The 15414-nt window shown below is 66.3% G+C and carries 13 protein-coding genes and 2 tRNA genes; 11 read left to right on the forward strand and 4 right to left on the reverse strand.

Annotated features, from left to right (window positions below; translation table 11 throughout):
* From dnaA to P6281_RS00045, 9 genes are all read left to right on the forward strand, one after another.
* The gene (gene dnaA / locus P6281_RS00005; RefSeq protein WP_324738560.1) at positions 1-1536 is read left to right on the forward strand and encodes a chromosomal replication initiator protein DnaA; all 1536 of its coding nucleotides are present in this window, start codon (positions 1-3) and stop codon (positions 1534-1536) included.
* Positions 1537-2070: 534 nt separating this feature from the next.
* Positions 2071-3270 (forward strand): DNA polymerase III subunit beta, encoded by a 1200-nt coding sequence (dnaN, locus tag P6281_RS00010; RefSeq protein WP_201408873.1) that lies wholly within the window; start codon positions 2071-2073, stop codon positions 3268-3270.
* Complete coding sequence (gene recF / locus P6281_RS00015) at positions 3271-4428, forward strand: DNA replication/repair protein RecF (RefSeq protein WP_038534615.1); 1158 nt, start codon at positions 3271-3273, stop codon at positions 4426-4428.
* Positions 4425-4988: a DUF721 family protein gene (locus P6281_RS00020; protein ID WP_014940902.1), complete on the forward strand. Its 564-nt coding sequence runs from the start codon at positions 4425-4427 to the stop codon at positions 4986-4988. The genes recF and P6281_RS00020 overlap by 4 nt, the downstream gene beginning before the upstream one ends.
* 257 nt (positions 4989-5245) lie before the next feature.
* A complete protein-coding gene (gene gyrB / locus P6281_RS00025) occupies positions 5246-7279 on the forward strand; it encodes a DNA topoisomerase (ATP-hydrolyzing) subunit B (protein WP_009954877.1) in 2034 nt (677 codons plus the stop codon).
* Between the two features lie 51 nt (positions 7280-7330).
* A complete protein-coding gene (gyrA, locus tag P6281_RS00030) occupies positions 7331-9847 on the forward strand; it encodes a DNA gyrase subunit A (RefSeq protein WP_008262517.1) in 2517 nt (838 codons plus the stop codon).
* 146 nt (positions 9848-9993) lie between these two features.
* Positions 9994-10878: a DUF3566 domain-containing protein gene (locus tag P6281_RS00035; protein WP_008262519.1), complete on the forward strand. Its 885-nt coding sequence runs from the start codon at positions 9994-9996 to the stop codon at positions 10876-10878.
* Between the two features lie 81 nt (positions 10879-10959).
* A tRNA-Ile gene (locus tag P6281_RS00040) sits at positions 10960-11033 on the forward strand.
* 148 nt (positions 11034-11181) lie between these two features.
* Positions 11182-11254, forward strand: a tRNA-Ala gene (locus tag P6281_RS00045).
* A gap of 22 nt (positions 11255-11276) precedes the next feature.
* Here the strand turns inward: P6281_RS00045 and P6281_RS00050 are convergent.
* Positions 11277-11843 (reverse strand): TetR/AcrR family transcriptional regulator, encoded by a 567-nt coding sequence (locus P6281_RS00050; protein ID WP_008262523.1) that lies wholly within the window; start codon positions 11841-11843, stop codon positions 11277-11279.
* A 196-nt stretch (positions 11844-12039) separates the two neighbouring features.
* On the opposite strand from P6281_RS00050, the gene P6281_RS00055 reads away from it, so the two are divergent.
* Positions 12040-13254 (forward strand): cytochrome P450, encoded by a 1215-nt coding sequence (locus tag P6281_RS00055; RefSeq protein ID WP_008262524.1) that lies wholly within the window; start codon positions 12040-12042, stop codon positions 13252-13254.
* 2 nt (positions 13255-13256) lie between these two features.
* Here the strand turns inward: P6281_RS00055 and cwsA are convergent, their stop codons facing one another.
* On the reverse strand, positions 13257-13691 hold the full coding sequence (cwsA, locus tag P6281_RS00060) for a cell wall synthesis protein CwsA (RefSeq protein WP_008262526.1): 435 nt from the start codon (positions 13689-13691) through the stop codon (positions 13257-13259).
* A 170-nt stretch (positions 13692-13861) separates the two neighbouring features.
* On the opposite strand from cwsA, the gene P6281_RS00065 reads away from it, so the two are divergent.
* A complete protein-coding gene (locus tag P6281_RS00065; RefSeq protein ID WP_008262529.1) occupies positions 13862-14410 on the forward strand; it encodes a peptidylprolyl isomerase in 549 nt (182 codons plus the stop codon).
* Between the two features lie 24 nt (positions 14411-14434).
* On the opposite strand, the gene P6281_RS00070 is transcribed toward P6281_RS00065, so the two are convergent.
* Positions 14435-14860 (reverse strand): PH domain-containing protein, encoded by a 426-nt coding sequence (locus P6281_RS00070; protein WP_202349552.1) that lies wholly within the window; start codon positions 14858-14860, stop codon positions 14435-14437.
* A gap of 155 nt (positions 14861-15015) precedes the next feature.
* Complete coding sequence (gene crgA, locus P6281_RS00075) at positions 15016-15297, reverse strand: cell division protein CrgA (protein WP_003872098.1); 282 nt, start codon at positions 15295-15297, stop codon at positions 15016-15018.
* Positions 15298-15414 lie beyond the last annotated feature (117 nt).

The raw sequence follows: 15414 nt of genomic DNA on the forward strand, positions 1-15414 counted from the left end.
TTGACCGATGACCCCGGTTCAGGCTTCACGACAGTGTGGAATGCGGTCGTTTCCGAGCTCAACGGTGACCCGACCGCGGACGGCGTAGCCGCCAACCGCACCACCCTGGTCACTCCCCTCACCCCGCAGCAACGGGCGTGGCTGAATTTGGTCCGGCCGCTGACGATCGTCGAGGGATTTGCCCTGCTGTCCGTTCCGAGCAGCTTCGTGCAAAACGAGATCGAACGGCATCTGCGGGCCCCGATCACCGATGCGCTCAGCCGCCGGCTCGGACAACAGATCCAGCTGGGAGTCCGCATCGCTCCCCCACCCGACGATGTCGAGGACGCCCTGATCCCGCCGGCGGAGCCGTTCCCGGGATCCGACGGTTCGATTCCCGGCGACGACGCCGCGCTCGACACCGACGAGCCGTTCGAAAACGGCGAGGCCGTCGACGGCGCCCAGCCGGGCTGGCCGAATTACTTCACCGAGCGGCCGCACGCCATCGACCCCGCCGTCGCCGCCGGCACGAGCCTCAACCGCCGCTACACATTCGACACGTTCGTCATCGGCGCCTCCAACCGGTTCGCCCATGCCGCGGCCCTGGCGATCGCCGAGGCCCCGGCCCGCGCGTACAACCCCCTGTTCATCTGGGGCGAATCCGGTCTCGGCAAGACCCACTTGCTGCACGCCGCCGGCAATTACGCGCAGCGCCTGTTCCCGGGGATGCGGGTCAAGTACGTCTCCACCGAGGAATTCACCAACGACTTCATCAACTCGCTGCGCGACGACCGCAAGGTGGCCTTCAAGCGCAGCTATCGCGATGTCGACGTGCTGCTCGTCGATGACATTCAGTTCATCGAGGGCAAGGAAGGTATCCAGGAAGAGTTCTTCCACACCTTCAACACGCTGCACAACGCCAACAAGCAGATCGTCATCTCCTCGGACCGGCCGCCCAAGCAGCTCGCCACCCTGGAAGACCGGCTGCGAACACGGTTCGAATGGGGTCTGATCACCGACGTGCAGCCCCCGGAGCTGGAAACCCGGATCGCCATCCTGCGCAAGAAAGCCCAGATGGAGCGGCTCGCGGTCCCCGACGACGTCCTCGAACTCATCGCCAGCAGCATCGAGCGCAACATCCGCGAGCTCGAGGGCGCCCTGATCCGGGTGACCGCCTTCGCCTCGCTGAACAAGACCCCGATCGACAAGGCGCTGGCCGAAATCGTGCTCCGCGATTTGATCGCCGACGCCAGCACCATGCAGATCAGTGCGGCCACCATCATGGCCGCCACCGCCGAATACTTCGACACCACCGTGGAAGAACTCCGCGGCCCGGGCAAGACGCGGGCGCTCGCCCAGTCACGCCAGATCGCGATGTACCTGTGCCGTGAGCTCACCGATCTGTCGCTGCCCAAGATCGGGCAGGCCTTCGGCCGCGACCACACCACGGTCATGTACGCGCACCGCAAGATCCTGTCCGAAATGGCCGAGCGGCGTGAGGTTTTTGATCACGTCAAGGAGCTCACCACCCGCATCCGGCAGCGCTCCAAGCGCTGAATCCCCGGTTTCGGCGCCCCTGCGCGCAAATTTTTCGAGAAACTTCTCGCGCGTCCGTCACATCCGCAACACCCAGGGCATGTGCGCAGCCCTGTGCACACAGCATTCAAACTGCGGTGCAGTACCGGGCGTTCCGTGCACACTTGTCGTTCGTCCCCACCGGACCAACACCTGACTCACAGGCGCCACCGCGACGATCCACATCCCGATCGTCGCGCTAGCTGGGCCGGGGCGACGCTGTCCCCAGAATGCACAGGCCTTAATACTGTTACTGAGATCTCTACATCGGTTCTTCTTGGAAATACAGGCCTGGGGACGTTCGGTGCACACCCCTCGCCGAGTCCGTCGTCAGATCGTTTTGTCGGCCTTCGCGATTAGCTTTCAAGATGGCCCCGGAGGATCTACGGTTGTTCTTCGACTGCCGTTACGGTCGTCGTCGGCGCGTTGCGTCGCCGGCGCTCGTGGCGGAGCCCCGTGCTAGCGGGGGGAGGCTAGCCACAATGGATTCGAAAACGCTGAAGGTGAAGGGACGCTATGGACGCGGCGACGACAACGGCTGGCCTCAGCGACTTGAAGTTTCGTTTGGTGCGGGAGTCTTTCGCCGACGCGGTGTCGTGGGTGGCGAAGAACCTGCCGTCCAGACCCGCGGTGCCGGTGCTATCCGGCGTGCTGCTGTCCGGGACCGATGACGGCCTGACGATCTCCGGATTCGATTACGAGGTATCCGCGGAAGCTCAGGTCGCAGCCGAAATCGCTTCTCCCGGAAGCGTTTTGGTCTCCGGACGGCTCTTGTCAGACATCGTTCGGGCGTTGCCGAACAAGCCGATCGACTTCTACGTCGACGGCAACCGGGTGGCGCTGAACTGCGGAAATGCCAGGTTCTCGTTGCCGACGATGGCGGTCGAGGATTACCCGACACTGCCGGCCCTCCCGGACGAGACCGGGACGCTGCCCGCCGATCTGTTCGCCGAGGCGATCAGCCAGGTGGCCATCGCGGCCGGGCGGGACGACACGTTGCCCATGTTGACCGGGATCCGGGTTGAGATTTCGGGCGACACGGTGGTGCTGGCCGCCACCGACAGGTTCCGGTTGGCGGTTCGCGAGCTGACCTGGTCGGCGGCCTCGCCAGACATCGAAGCCGCGGTCCTGGTGCCGGCCAAGACGCTGGCCGAAGCCGCCCGGGCCGGCACCGACGGCGCTGAGGTTCGGTTGTCGTTGGGCGCGGGTGCCGGCGTTGGAAAGGACGGGTTGCTCGGCATCAGCGGGAACGGCAAGCGCAGCACCACGCGCCTGCTCGATGCGGAATTCCCGAAGTTCCGCCAGCTGCTGCCGGCCGAGCACACCGCCGTCGCGACGATCGATGTGGCGGAGTTGACCGAGGCCATCAAGTTGGTCGCGCTGGTCGCCGACCGCGGGGCGCAGGTGCGGATGGAATTCAGCGATGGATTGCTGCGGCTGTCCGCGGGGGCCGACGACGTCGGCCGGGCCGAAGAAGACCTGGCGATCGATTTCGCCGGCGAACCGCTGACCATCGCCTTCAATCCGACCTACTTGACCGACGGACTGGGTTCGGTGCATTCCGAGCGGGTGTCGTTTGGTTTCACGACTCCGGGCAAGCCAGCGTTGCTGCGCCCGGCGCTGGACGACGACAGCCACCCGACCGGGCCGGGACCGTTCAGCGCCCTGCCGACCGATTACGTCTACCTGTTGATGCCTGTCCGGTTGCCTGGCTAGGTGTACGTCCGGCATTTAGGACTGCGCGACTTCCGGTCCTGGGCACACGCCGACCTCGAATTGCAACCCGGTCGGACGGTCTTCATCGGTTCCAACGGATTCGGGAAGACGAATCTCCTTGAGGCGCTGTGGTATTCGAGCACTCTGGGTTCACACCGGGTGGGAACTGACGCGCCGTTGATCCGGGCCGGTGCCGCCCGGGCGGTCGTTTCCACGATCGTGGTCAACGACGGCAGGGAATGCGCCGTCGATCTGGAAATCGCCGCGGGGCGGGCGAACAAGGCGCGGCTGAATCGCTCACCGGTGCGCAGCACCCGCGAGGTCATCGGCGTCTTGCGCGCGGTGTTGTTCGCCCCCGAGGACTTGGCGCTGGTGCGCGGCGACCCGTCGGAGCGACGCCGCTACCTCGACGACCTGGCAACGCTGCGTCGGCCGGCCGTGGCGGCGGTGCGTGCCGACTACGAGAAAGTGCTGCGGCAGCGGACCGCGCTGTTGAAATCCCTGTCTGGCGCGCGGTACCGGGGCGATCACAGTGCGCTGGACACGCTCGAGGTTTGGGACAGTCGCCTGGCCGAACACGGGGCCGAATTGATGTCCGCCCGTATCGATTTGGTGAACCAGCTGACGCCCGAGGTGGAGAAGGCTTATCAACTGCTGGCTCCGGGATCACGTGCCGCGTCGATCAGCTACCGTTCCAGCCTGGGCGCCGACGCCGCGGCGGACATCGCTGGCGGGGACCGCGAATTCCTCGAGGCCGCTCTGTTGGCCGCGTTGGCGGAGCGCCGCGGTGCGGAGTTGGAGCGCGGCATGTGTTTGGTCGGTCCGCACCGGGACGACCTGGAGCTGTGGCTCGGCGATCAGCCGGCGAAAGGCTTTGCCAGCCATGGGGAATCGTGGTCGTTCGCGTTGGCGCTGCGACTCGCCGCCTACGAGCTGTTGCGCGCCGACGAAAGCGACCCCGTGTTGTTGCTCGACGATGTCTTTGCCGAGCTCGACTCGACCCGGCGCCGCGCCCTGGCAACCGTGGCCGAATCGGCCGAGCAGGTGCTGGTCACCGCCGCGGTCGTCGAGGACATCCCGGCGGGCTGGGACGTTCGACGGGTCTACGTCGACCTGCATGACGGCGACTCGGGCCGGGTATCGGAGATGCGCGCATGACCGGCACGGGCGCGGGTCCAGGTCCCGGCCCCGGCGGGCCGTCGGGCGAGCTGAGCGGGATCGACTTGGTCAGGCGCACCCTCGAGGAGGCCCGGGCGGCGGCGCGCGCGCAGGGGAAGGACGCCGGCCGCGGCCGCGCGGTGTCGTCTTCCCCGCGCCGGGTGGCGGGCCAGCGGCGAAGCTGGTCGGGGCCCGGGCCGGACGGGCGCGACCCGCAACCGCTGGGCAGATTGGCGCGCGACTTGGCGAAAAAGCGGGGCTGGTCCGCGCAAGTCGCCGAGGGCACCGTGCTGGGCAACTGGACATCGGTGGTCGGCCACCAGATCGCCGACCACGCCGTCCCGACCGCCCTCAAGGACGGCGTGCTGAGCGTCTCCGCGGAATCGACGGCGTGGGCCACGCAGTTGCGGATGATTCAGGCGCAGTTGTTGGCGAAGATCGCCGCCGCGGTCGGCAACGGGGTGGTGACGTCGCTGAAGATCACCGGGCCGGCCGCGCCGTCGTGGCGCAAGGGGCCGCGCCACATCGCCGGGAGAGGCCCGCGGGACACTTACGGTTAGCGCCGTTCGGGGCGCCGCCCGATCCCCGGGCAGACGTTTATCCACAGGCCGCTCAAATCGGCCAGAATCCCGTAGACACCCTTGATGCACGTCGGGACGCGGCCAGAATAAAGAAATCGTCCGCACGGCGCGGTTAGCTGGGTAGAAACGCGGCTAGAAAATCGGTGCGGACGGGGGATCACGCTAGACTAGCCGCATGCGACTGTTGCGGTGATGAGGAACCGCCCGCATGAAACCCCAAGGAGAGCATTCCGACCGTGGCTGCCCAGAAGAAGAAGGCGCAAGACGATTACGGCGCTTCAGCGATCACCGTGCTCGAAGGCCTCGAAGCCGTCCGCAAACGCCCCGGCATGTACATCGGGTCCACCGGCGAGCGTGGTCTGCACCACCTCATCTGGGAGGTGGTCGACAACTCCGTCGACGAGGCGATGGCCGGCTATGCCAACAAGGTCGACGTGCGGATACTCGACGACGGCAGCGTCGAGGTCGCCGACAACGGGCGCGGCATCCCGGTCGCGATGCACGCGACCGGCGCCCCCACCGTCGACGTCGTGATGACCCAACTTCACGCCGGCGGCAAGTTCGGCGGTGAGAACAGCGGTTACAACGTCAGCGGTGGCCTGCACGGCGTCGGCGTCTCGGTGGTCAACGCGCTGTCGACCCGGCTCGAGGTGGACATCGCCCGCGATGGCTACGAATGGTCGCAGTTCTACGACCACGCCGTACCCGGAACGCTCAAACAGGGTGAGGCCACCAAGCGGACGGGCACCACGATCAGGTTCTGGGCCGACCCCGACATCTTCGAGACCACCGAGTACGACTTCGAGACGGTGGCGCGCCGGCTGCAGGAAATGGCGTTCCTCAACAAGGGGTTGACCATCAACCTCACCGACGAGCGGGTGAGCAACGAGGAGGTTGTCGACGAGGTCGTCAGCGACACCGCCGACGCACCCAAGTCCGCCCAGGAAAAGGCGGCGGAATCGACTGCGCCACATAAGGTTAAGCACCGCACCTTCCACTACCCCGGCGGTCTGGTCGACTTCGTCAAGCACATCAACCGCACCAAGAGCCCGATCCAGCAGAGCATCATCGACTTCGACGGCAAAGGCCCCGGCCACGAGGTCGAGATCGCGATGCAGTGGAACGGCGGCTACTCGGAATCCGTGCACACCTTCGCCAACACCATCAACACCCACGAGGGCGGCACCCACGAAGAGGGTTTCCGCAGCGCGCTGACGTCGGTGGTGAACAAGTACGCCAAAGACAAGAAGCTGCTGAAAGACAAGGACCCGAACCTCACCGGCGACGACATTCGCGAAGGCCTGGCCGCGGTGATCTCGGTCAAGGTCAGCGAACCGCAGTTCGAGGGCCAGACCAAGACCAAGCTGGGCAACACCGAAGTGAAGTCGTTCGTGCAGAAGGTCTGCAACGAACAGCTCACCCACTGGTTCGAGGCCAACCCCGCGGACGCCAAGGTGGTGGTCAACAAGGCGGTGTCGTCGGCGCAGGCCCGGATCGCCGCGCGCAAGGCGCGAGAGTTGGTGCGTCGCAAGAGCGCCACCGATCTGGGCGGGCTGCCCGGCAAGCTCGCCGACTGCCGCTCGACGGATCCGCGCAAGTCGGAACTGTATGTGGTGGAGGGTGATTCGGCCGGCGGCTCGGCGAAGAGCGGCCGCGACTCGATGTTCCAGGCCATCCTGCCGCTGCGCGGCAAGATCATCAACGTCGAGAAGGCCCGCATCGACCGGGTGTTGAAGAACACCGAGGTGCAGGCCATCATCACCGCCCTGGGCACCGGCATCCACGACGAGTTCGACATCACCAAGCTGCGCTATCACAAGATCGTGCTGATGGCCGACGCCGACGTCGACGGCCAGCACATCTCGACGCTCTTGTTGACTCTGCTCTTCCGTTTCATGCGGCCCCTGATCGAAAACGGGCACGTGTTCTTGGCGCAACCGCCGCTGTACAAGCTGAAGTGGCAGCGCAGCGACCCCGAATTCGCCTACTCCGACCGCGAGCGCGACGGCTTGTTGGAAGCAGGGCAGAAGGCCGGCAAGAAGATCAACAAGGACGACGGCATTCAGCGCTACAAGGGCCTCGGTGAGATGGATGCGAAGGAATTATGGGAAACCACAATGGATCCCACCGTCCGGGTGTTGCGCCAAGTCACGCTGGACGACGCCGCGGCCGCCGACGAGCTGTTCTCGATCCTGATGGGCGAGGACGTCGACGCGCGCCGCAGCTTTATCACCCGTAACGCCAAGGACGTTCGCTTCTTAGATGTCTAAGACGGCTGAGCGATGCAGACCTGCCACCGTTGACCGACCAACGAGGAATACATGACTGACACCACGCTGCCGCCAGGTGACGACTCCGTCGACCGGATCCAGCCGGTTGACATTCAGCAGGAGATGCAGCGCAGCTACATCGATTACGCGATGAGCGTGATCGTCGGCCGCGCGCTGCCCGAGGTGCGCGACGGCCTCAAGCCGGTGCACCGCCGGGTGCTCTATGCGATGTATGACTCCGGGTTCCGCCCGGACCGCAGCCACGCCAAGTCGGCGCGGTCGGTGGCCGAGACGATGGGTAACTACCACCCGCACGGCGACGCCTCGATCTACGACACCCTGGTGCGGATGGCGCAGCCTTGGTCGCTGCGCTATCCCCTGGTCGACGGGCAGGGCAACTTCGGTTCGCCCGGCAACGACCCGCCGGCGGCCATGAGATATACCGAGGCGCGGCTGACCCCGCTCGCCATGGAAATGTTGCGTGAAATCGACGAGGAGACAGTCGATTTCATCCCCAACTACGACGGACGGGTCCAGGAGCCCACCGTCCTGCCCAGCCGGTTCCCGAACCTGCTCGCCAACGGTTCCGGCGGCATCGCGGTCGGGATGGCGACCAACATCCCGCCGCACAACCTGCGCGAGCTGGCCGAGGCCGTCTACTGGTGCCTGGACAATCACGAGGCCGACGAAGAGGCCACCCTCACCGCGGTCTGCGAGCGGGTCAAGGGCCCCGACTTCCCCACCCACGGCCTGATCGTCGGGTCACAGGGCATCCACGACGCGTACACCACCGGACGCGGCTCGATCCGGATGCGCGGAGTCGTTGAGGTGGAAGAGGATTCACGTGGACGCACCTCGCTGGTCATCACCGAGCTGCCGTACCAGGTGAACCACGACAACTTCATCACCTCGATCGCCGAGCAGGTCCGCGACGGCAAGCTGGCCGGCATCTCCAACATCGAGGACCAGTCCAGCGACCGGGTCGGCTTGCGCATCGTCGTGGAGATCAAGCGCGACGCCGTCGCCAAAGTGGTGCTGAACAACCTCTACAAGCACACCCAGCTGCAGACCAGCTTCGGCGCGAACATGCTGTCGATCGTCGACGGGGTGCCGCGCACGCTGCGCCTCGACCAGATGATTCGCCACTACGTGGCGCATCAACTCGACGTCATCGTGCGGCGCACCACCTACCGGTTGCGCAAGGCCAACGAACGTGCGCACATCTTGCGCGGACTGGTCAAAGCGCTCGACGCGCTCGACGAGGTCATCGCCTTGATCCGCGCGTCGGAGACCGTGGACATCGCACGGGCCGGGCTGATCGAGCTGCTGGATATCGACGAAATCCAGGCGCAGGCGATCCTGGACATGCAGCTACGCCGCCTGGCCGCCCTGGAGCGCCAGCGCATCATCGACGACCTGGCCAAGATCGAAGCCGAGATCGCCGACCTCGAGGACATCCTGGCCAAGCCCGAGCGGCAGCGCCGGATCGTGCACGACGAGCTGTCCGAGATCGTCGACAAACACGGCGACGAGCGGCGCACCCGGATCATCGCCGCCGATGGGGACGTGAACGACGAGGACTTGATCGCTCGCGAGGACGTCGTCGTCACCATCACCGAGACCGGCTACGCCAAGCGCACCAAAACCGACCTGTACCGCAGCCAGAAACGCGGCGGCAAGGGCGTCCAGGGCGCCGGGCTCAAGCAGGACGACATCGTGCGGCACTTCTTCGTGTGCTCGACGCACGACTGGATCCTGTTCTTCACCACGCAGGGCCGGGTCTACCGCGCCAAGGCCTACGAACTGCCGGAGGCGTCCCGCACCGCGCGCGGTCAGCACGTCGCCAACCTGCTGGCGTTCCAGCCCGAGGAGCGGATCGCCCAGGTCATCCAGATCCGCGGCTATGAGGATGCGCCGTACCTGGTGCTGGCCACCCGCAACGGCCTGGTGAAGAAGACCAAGCTGACCGACTTCGATTCCAACCGGTCGGGTGGAATCGTGGCGATCAACCTGCGCGACAACGACGAGCTGGTCGGCGCGGTGTTGTGCTCCTCCGACGAGGACCTGCTGCTGGTGTCGGCCAACGGCCAGTCCATCAGGTTCTCGGCGACCGACGAAGCGCTGCGCCCGATGGGGCGCGCCACCTCCGGCGTGCAGGGCATGCGCTTCAACGCCGACGATTATCTGTTGTCGCTCAACGTCGTTCGTGAGGGCACCTACCTGCTGGTGGCGACCTCCGGCGGGTACGCCAAGCGCACCGCGATCGAGGAGTACCCGGTGCAGGGCCGCGGCGGCAAGGGCGTCTTGACGGTGATGTATGACCGGCGGCGTGGCCGGCTGGTCGGCGCGTTGATCGTCGACGAGGACAGCGAGCTGTACGCGATCACCTCGGGAGGCGGCGTCATCCGGACCGCGGCCGGCCAGGTCCGCAAGGCGGGACGGCAGACCAAGGGTGTGCGGCTGATGAACCTGGGCGAAGAAAACACCCTGTTGGCCATCGCCCGCAATGCCGAAGCGAACGCGGACGAAGCCGTCGAGGAGGTCGAGGGCGCCGAGTCGGAGAGCTAGTCGGTGTAAAACCACTAGACTCAGCCCGATGACGATGCGGGCCGCGGCGCGGCCCGAGGAGGACCGGGGCATTTAGACTCAGCCCGATCAGACATGACGCGACTGCACCGCCTGCGCGGCCGGGGTAGCAGACCTAAGGAGTCGGGGTGACTTCACCGAACGAGCCGGGCGCCCCCAAAAAGGGAGACGTTCCCAACGGGGATGGTGCGGCCGAGCGCGCCGGGGTGCGGCGCCCGGCGCCGTCCGCGCAGGGTGGCCGTCCCCAGGAGCCCGGGGACGGACCGCCGTGGCAGCGTGGCGGAACCCGGCCCCAGCAGCCACCGTCTCGCCAGAGCGAGCCTCCGACCGAGAAGCGACCATCGGGTCCGGCCGGCGGGGTCGAGGCGAGGCTGAACCGTTTCATCTCCGGCACCGCGGCACCCGGAGCCGGCGCCGCGGCGCATGCGAAAGACGCCGACGCGGCACCGGCCCGCGAAGGATCGCCCGCTGAGGCCTACGCCAGCGAGTTGCCGGACCTGTCCGGCCCGCTACCGCGCGGCCCGCACCGCAAGCCCGCACCCGAACAGCGGACGTCCGAGAGTCCGTCGGGAGCCGGCCGGCCTTCGACCACGGAAAGCCGGGAAGCCCGGGAGAACCGCGACCGCGTGCAGGTGTCACGGCGGACGCGAGGACCCGTCCGGGCCAGCATGCAGATCCGCCGGATCGACCCGTGGAGCACGTTGAAGGTGTCGCTGCTGTTGTCGGTGGCGCTGTTCTTCGTGTGGATGATCGCCGTCGCGTTCCTCTACCTCGTGCTCGGCGGCATGGGCGTCTGGTCGAAGTTGAACAGCAACGTCGGCGACCTGCTGAACAACACCAGCGGCAGCAGCGGCGAACTGGTATCCAGCGGCACGATTTTCGGCGGCGCCGTCTTGATCGGCCTGGTAAACATCGTGCTGCTGACCGCGATGGCGACCATCGCCGCGTTCGTCTACAACCTGACCACCGATCTGATCGGCGGCATCGAAGTGACGCTGGCGGATCGCGACTAGCTGATGGCTAGCTCTGGTGCTGCGTTTTTGGGAGTCGGGCGGCTAGTGCGGTAATCTCGTCGCTCGGCCGTACGCGAGTACGGGCCTATAGCTCAGGCGGTTAGAGCGCTTCGCTGATAACGAAGAGGTCGGAGGTTCGAGTCCTCCTAGGCCCACAACCATGTGCCCGTCAAGACGTTGCGTACGACTCGCACTGCCACTGGCACTGATCGCCGTATTGGCAGCGGTGGCGTGGTCACGACGTGGAGTCGAGGTCTGGCACGTGGCTGTGGATGACCCCGGTCAACCACCCAGTCACGATGAGGGGCCTTAGCTCAGTTGGTAGAGCACCGCCTTTGCAAGGCGGGTGTCAGGGGTTCGATTCCCCTAGGCTCCACAAGCCGATTCCCTTTGCACGCCTAATTGGCCATCCCTGTCCGCGGCGCGTAGGACGGGCCGAGGAAGCGTTCCACCAAGGCGCGTTCGGCGGCCGGATCCTTGAGCGGCCAGGCCCACAGCCCCAGGAAGACGCGAATCAGCCACTGTGCGGCCAGCGGATGATGGTTGCCGGGGCCGAGCATCTCGGCGGCCAAGCTCGTCACGGTCGGCGAGCTGATCACCCAGTCGCTGACCGGGGCCGCGTGGATCGATCGCATGAGCTGGGCCAGTGGGTCCGACCGCAGGCGTTCTAACGCGATGATCGTGGCGGCGACGACACGATCGGGCCCGCGGAGGTCCTTGATGGCTTCCCGTGTGGTGTCGACGATGCGAGCCGCGTGGATGGCGACGACGGCATCGCGGATGGTGGCCTTGCCGCCGGCGTGCCGGTAGATCGTCGCGGGTGAGCAGTGAACCCGGGCGGCCAGGGCCTCGATCGTGAAACCTTCATACCCCCGGCGAGCGATGAGATCGGCCGCGGCGCTATAGATCCGCTCGGCCGCTTCGCTACGGCGATCACGGCCCACCAACCAGTCGTCGCGTGGCATCCACCCATGCTCCCCTACGCTGCGGGATGCGAAAATAGCTCTCGCAGGATGAGAAGTATTGGTCTATTTTTCTCACACAAACGTCCTGCTGGCGACCGGTGTCCCTGGTCGCGCGCCTTCGGCGACGGTCGCGCGGGTTCCTCAACTTCTGCGCGATCCATTGACCCCGCGGTGGGCCGCGTCGAGCCTGAAACGCGTGGCGGTCTTGGACAGTGCGATTCGGTTCTTCGGTAGCGAGGCGATACAGGATCCCTACCCGCTGTATGACCGCATGCGTGCGGAGGCACCGGTGCACCGCATCGGCGGTTCAGAGTTCTACGCCGTCTGCGGTTGGGACGCGGTGCAAGAGGCCGTCGAGCGGGTCGAGGATTTTTCGTCGAACCTCACGGCGACCATGGTCTTTCACGAGGACGGCACCGTCGCTCCGCTCGACATGGGACCGCCCGGGGATTCGATGCACGCATTGGCCACCGCGGACGACCCCGTGCATGCGATGCACCGAAAGATCTTGTTGCCACACTTGTCGGCCAAGCGCGTCCGGATCATCGAGGAATTCGCGGCTCAGACCGCCGACCGCCTGTGGGAGCAGAACCTGCGCAACGGCGAAATCGAATGGATGAGCGGCATCGCCAATCGGCTGCCGATGATGGTGGTCTGCAAGCTGCTCGGTCTCCCCGATGACGACGTCGACAAACTCATCCGCCTCGGCTACGCCACCACCACGCTGCTTGACGGGATCGTCACGCCCGCCCAGCTCGCAGAGGCCGGAGCCGCGGCGATGGAACTCTTCGGCTATGTCCTCGAGCGTTTCGAAAGGACAAGCGCCAACGGTGAATACGGCCTGATCGCCGACCTCGCGGCTCGTTACGCCTCGGGGGAACTCGAACAAACACCGGCGCTCGGGATCATGCTGACCCTCTTCAGCGCGGCCGGCGAGTCGACGGCGTCTCTGCTGGGAAGCGCGGCGTGGATCCTCACCGATCGCCCCGCGATCCAACAGCAACTCCGCGAAAAGCCGGAATTGCTAAGCGCTTTCATCGAAGAGACCTTGCGCTTCGAGGCGCCGTTCCGGGGCCATTACCGACACGTGTGGCGCGACACCACGCTCGGTGGGGTCGCGGTGCCGGCCGACTCACATCTGCTGTTGATGTGGGGGGCGGCCAATCGCGACCCGGCGCACTTCGAGGCCCCGAACGAATTCCGGCTCGACCGCGCCGCGACCAAGAGCCACATGAGTTTCGGCAAGGGCGTGCATTTCTGCGTGGGCGCCGCGCTGGCCCGCTTGGAGGCCCACATCGTGTTGCGGATGCTGCTCGAGCGCACCACCTGGATCGACGCCGCCGAGGTCGGAGAATGGTTGCCCAGCATCCTGGTTCGGCGCCGCGAACGCTTGCGCCTCAGCGTGCGGTGAACCTACGGACGCGGCTGTACCTCGACACTGGGCGGGCGCGACTGCGGCTCCTGAGGCTTCGCCCGCACCGAGCGCCGGACGATGCTGAATGCCACGGCGCCGCCCGCGAGGACCGCGACGGCCACCCCCGCAATGATCAACGGCCGCTTGCCGCGACGCTGCGCTCGCCGCGCCTCCTGCAGTGCCTGGGGCAGGTTGGTGACCACTTCCTGCGCGGCGGCCAGTTCCTGGGCGAGGGCCTCTTGGGCCGCCGCGATGTCGGCGGCCAAGCGCCCCTCCCGATACCGGCGACGCAGCTGCGCCGCGGTCGACTGCGCCGACTGGACGCTGAGGCCGACGACTCCGCGGGTGACGTCCACCGGCCCCCTCGTCGAGTAGGTCAGGCCGCGGGCCAGTCGCTCCCGGGGGGTCAGCCGGGACTCCGTCTTCGCGCTCATCTGCCGCCCTTCTGTTCCGCTGGTGACGCCTGTCGTGAGGCCGGCGCGCCGGGCCGGCCCGATACTGAACAGACTGCCAGCATAGGGACGTCGGCGGCGCGGGTGCGCGTTCGCGAGGTTTCGTCGGCGGGTCGGATGGGTGGCACCGCGTGCGGGCGCGCTCACGCGTAATGGCAGACTCTCATGCCGTGACTAACAGCCCCTTTCAGACTGCTACCGCCACGCTCCACACCAACCGCGGCGACATCAAGGTCGCCCTGTTCGGAAACCACGCGCCCAAGACAGTCGCCAACTTCGTCGGCCTGGCGCAGGGGACCAAGGAGTACTCGACCCAGAACGCATCGGGAGGCTCGTCCGGCCCGTTCTACGATGGCGCGGTCTTTCACCGGGTGATCCGGGGCTTCATGATCCAGGGCGGCGACCCGACCGGCACGGGCCGCGGTGGCCCGGGGTACAAGTTCGCCGACGAGTTCCACCCCGAACTGCAATTCGACAAGCCCTACCTGCTGGCGATGGCGAACGCGGGGCCGGGCACCAACGGCTCGCAGTTCTTCATCACGGTCGACAAGACGCCGCACCTGAATCGGCGCCACACGATCTTCGGCGAGGTGACCGACCCGGACTCCCAGCAGGTGGTCGACGCGATCGCCACGACGAGCACCGACGGCAACGACCGCCCCTCCGAGCCGGTCGTCATCGAGTCGATCACCATCTCGTAACCGGGACCCGCCCGCGAGGGCCGTTCAGGGCTGCGGACGGCCCGCGTAGCCGGCTGCGGTGAGCGCGTCCAGCACGTCCAGCGGGTCGGTCCCAAGGTCCCAGCGGGAGAACAGCACCAGGCCGCCGTCGGCGGTCTCGACCTCCAGCAGCCGCACTTTGCGTCCGTAACGGCGGAACTCGATGATGCGGATGATCTTGATGTCGGATTGCTGCAATAGCTGCGTCCGGAACCAGCCGCGCAACGCCAGGCCGTCGGGCGTGATTGCCAGTTTCGGGCGCGCGCGCCACGACATCCCCGCAAACAACAGCAGACCCCCCGCGGCAACGCCCGCCAGAACCCGCCCCGGCGGGTCTGTGATTAGGGTCACACCGGCGATAGCCAACAAGACGCCCGCGGCTCCACAACCTGCGATTCCGGTCGCGTGTGGCTCCCATTGAGTTTGCTGCATGCGGTCCTTAGCCCCTCCCACCACTGCCGATGCAGTTATCCACAATCTCTATCAACAGTGGGGATAAATCACACGCGTGTGATTGGGTGGTCGGAAAGTTGCTGGCGCAACGACAAATCAGCCCGAAAATGAATTCATTCCGTCGGTCGTGCTGCTCAGTGCCAGCGCATCGTGAGCAACAAACCGGTGATCATGAAAGCGAACGCGATGGCGTAGTTCCAGGGGCCCAGTTGGGCCATCCAGTTCAGCGCGGTCGGCGCCTGGGATCCGACGGCGGCTAACTGAAACACCATCAGCCAGACGAGCCCGATCAGCATGAGGCCGATGAACAGCGCGACAAACCACACGCTGGACGGTCCGACCTTGACCTTCACCGGGGTGCGGCTGACCGCGCTGACGGTGAAGTCGTTCTTCTTGCGGACCTTGGACTTGGGCATGATTACCTCGCGGATTACCTCAACGACACGGTGAGCGGGACGGGGTGCAACGATGAACACGGCAGCTGCACCCATAGCTTGGCTACGAGACTAACGCACCTGGGGCGGTGACCAGGA

Origin of the sequence: Mycobacterium sp. 5-140-3-2 (assembly GCF_035666375.1) — a bacterium.
In the GTDB taxonomy this organism is placed as follows: Bacteria; Actinomycetota; Actinomycetes; order Mycobacteriales; family Mycobacteriaceae; genus Mycobacterium; species Mycobacterium intracellulare.

Bases quoted from the DNA above. Each gene is read 5' to 3' on its own strand.
- gyrA (WP_008262517.1), top strand. From the start codon at position 7,331: ATGACTGACACCACGCTGCCGCCAGGTGACGACTCCGTCGACCGGATC.
- P6281_RS00065 (WP_008262529.1), top strand. From the start codon at position 13,862: ATGGCAGACTCTCATGCCGTGACTAACAGCCCCTTTCAGACTGCTACC.
- P6281_RS00070 (WP_202349552.1), bottom strand. From the start codon at position 14,860: ATGCAGCAAACTCAATGGGAGCCACACGCGACCGGAATCGCAGGTTGT.
- dnaN (WP_201408873.1), top strand. From the start codon at position 2,071: ATGGACGCGGCGACGACAACGGCTGGCCTCAGCGACTTGAAGTTTCGT.
- crgA (WP_003872098.1), bottom strand. From the start codon at position 15,297: ATGCCCAAGTCCAAGGTCCGCAAGAAGAACGACTTCACCGTCAGCGCG.
- P6281_RS00050 (WP_008262523.1), bottom strand. From the start codon at position 11,843: ATGCCACGCGACGACTGGTTGGTGGGCCGTGATCGCCGTAGCGAAGCG.
- cwsA (WP_008262526.1), bottom strand. From the start codon at position 13,691: ATGAGCGCGAAGACGGAGTCCCGGCTGACCCCCCGGGAGCGACTGGCC.
- P6281_RS00020 (WP_014940902.1), top strand. From the start codon at position 4,425: ATGACCGGCACGGGCGCGGGTCCAGGTCCCGGCCCCGGCGGGCCGTCG.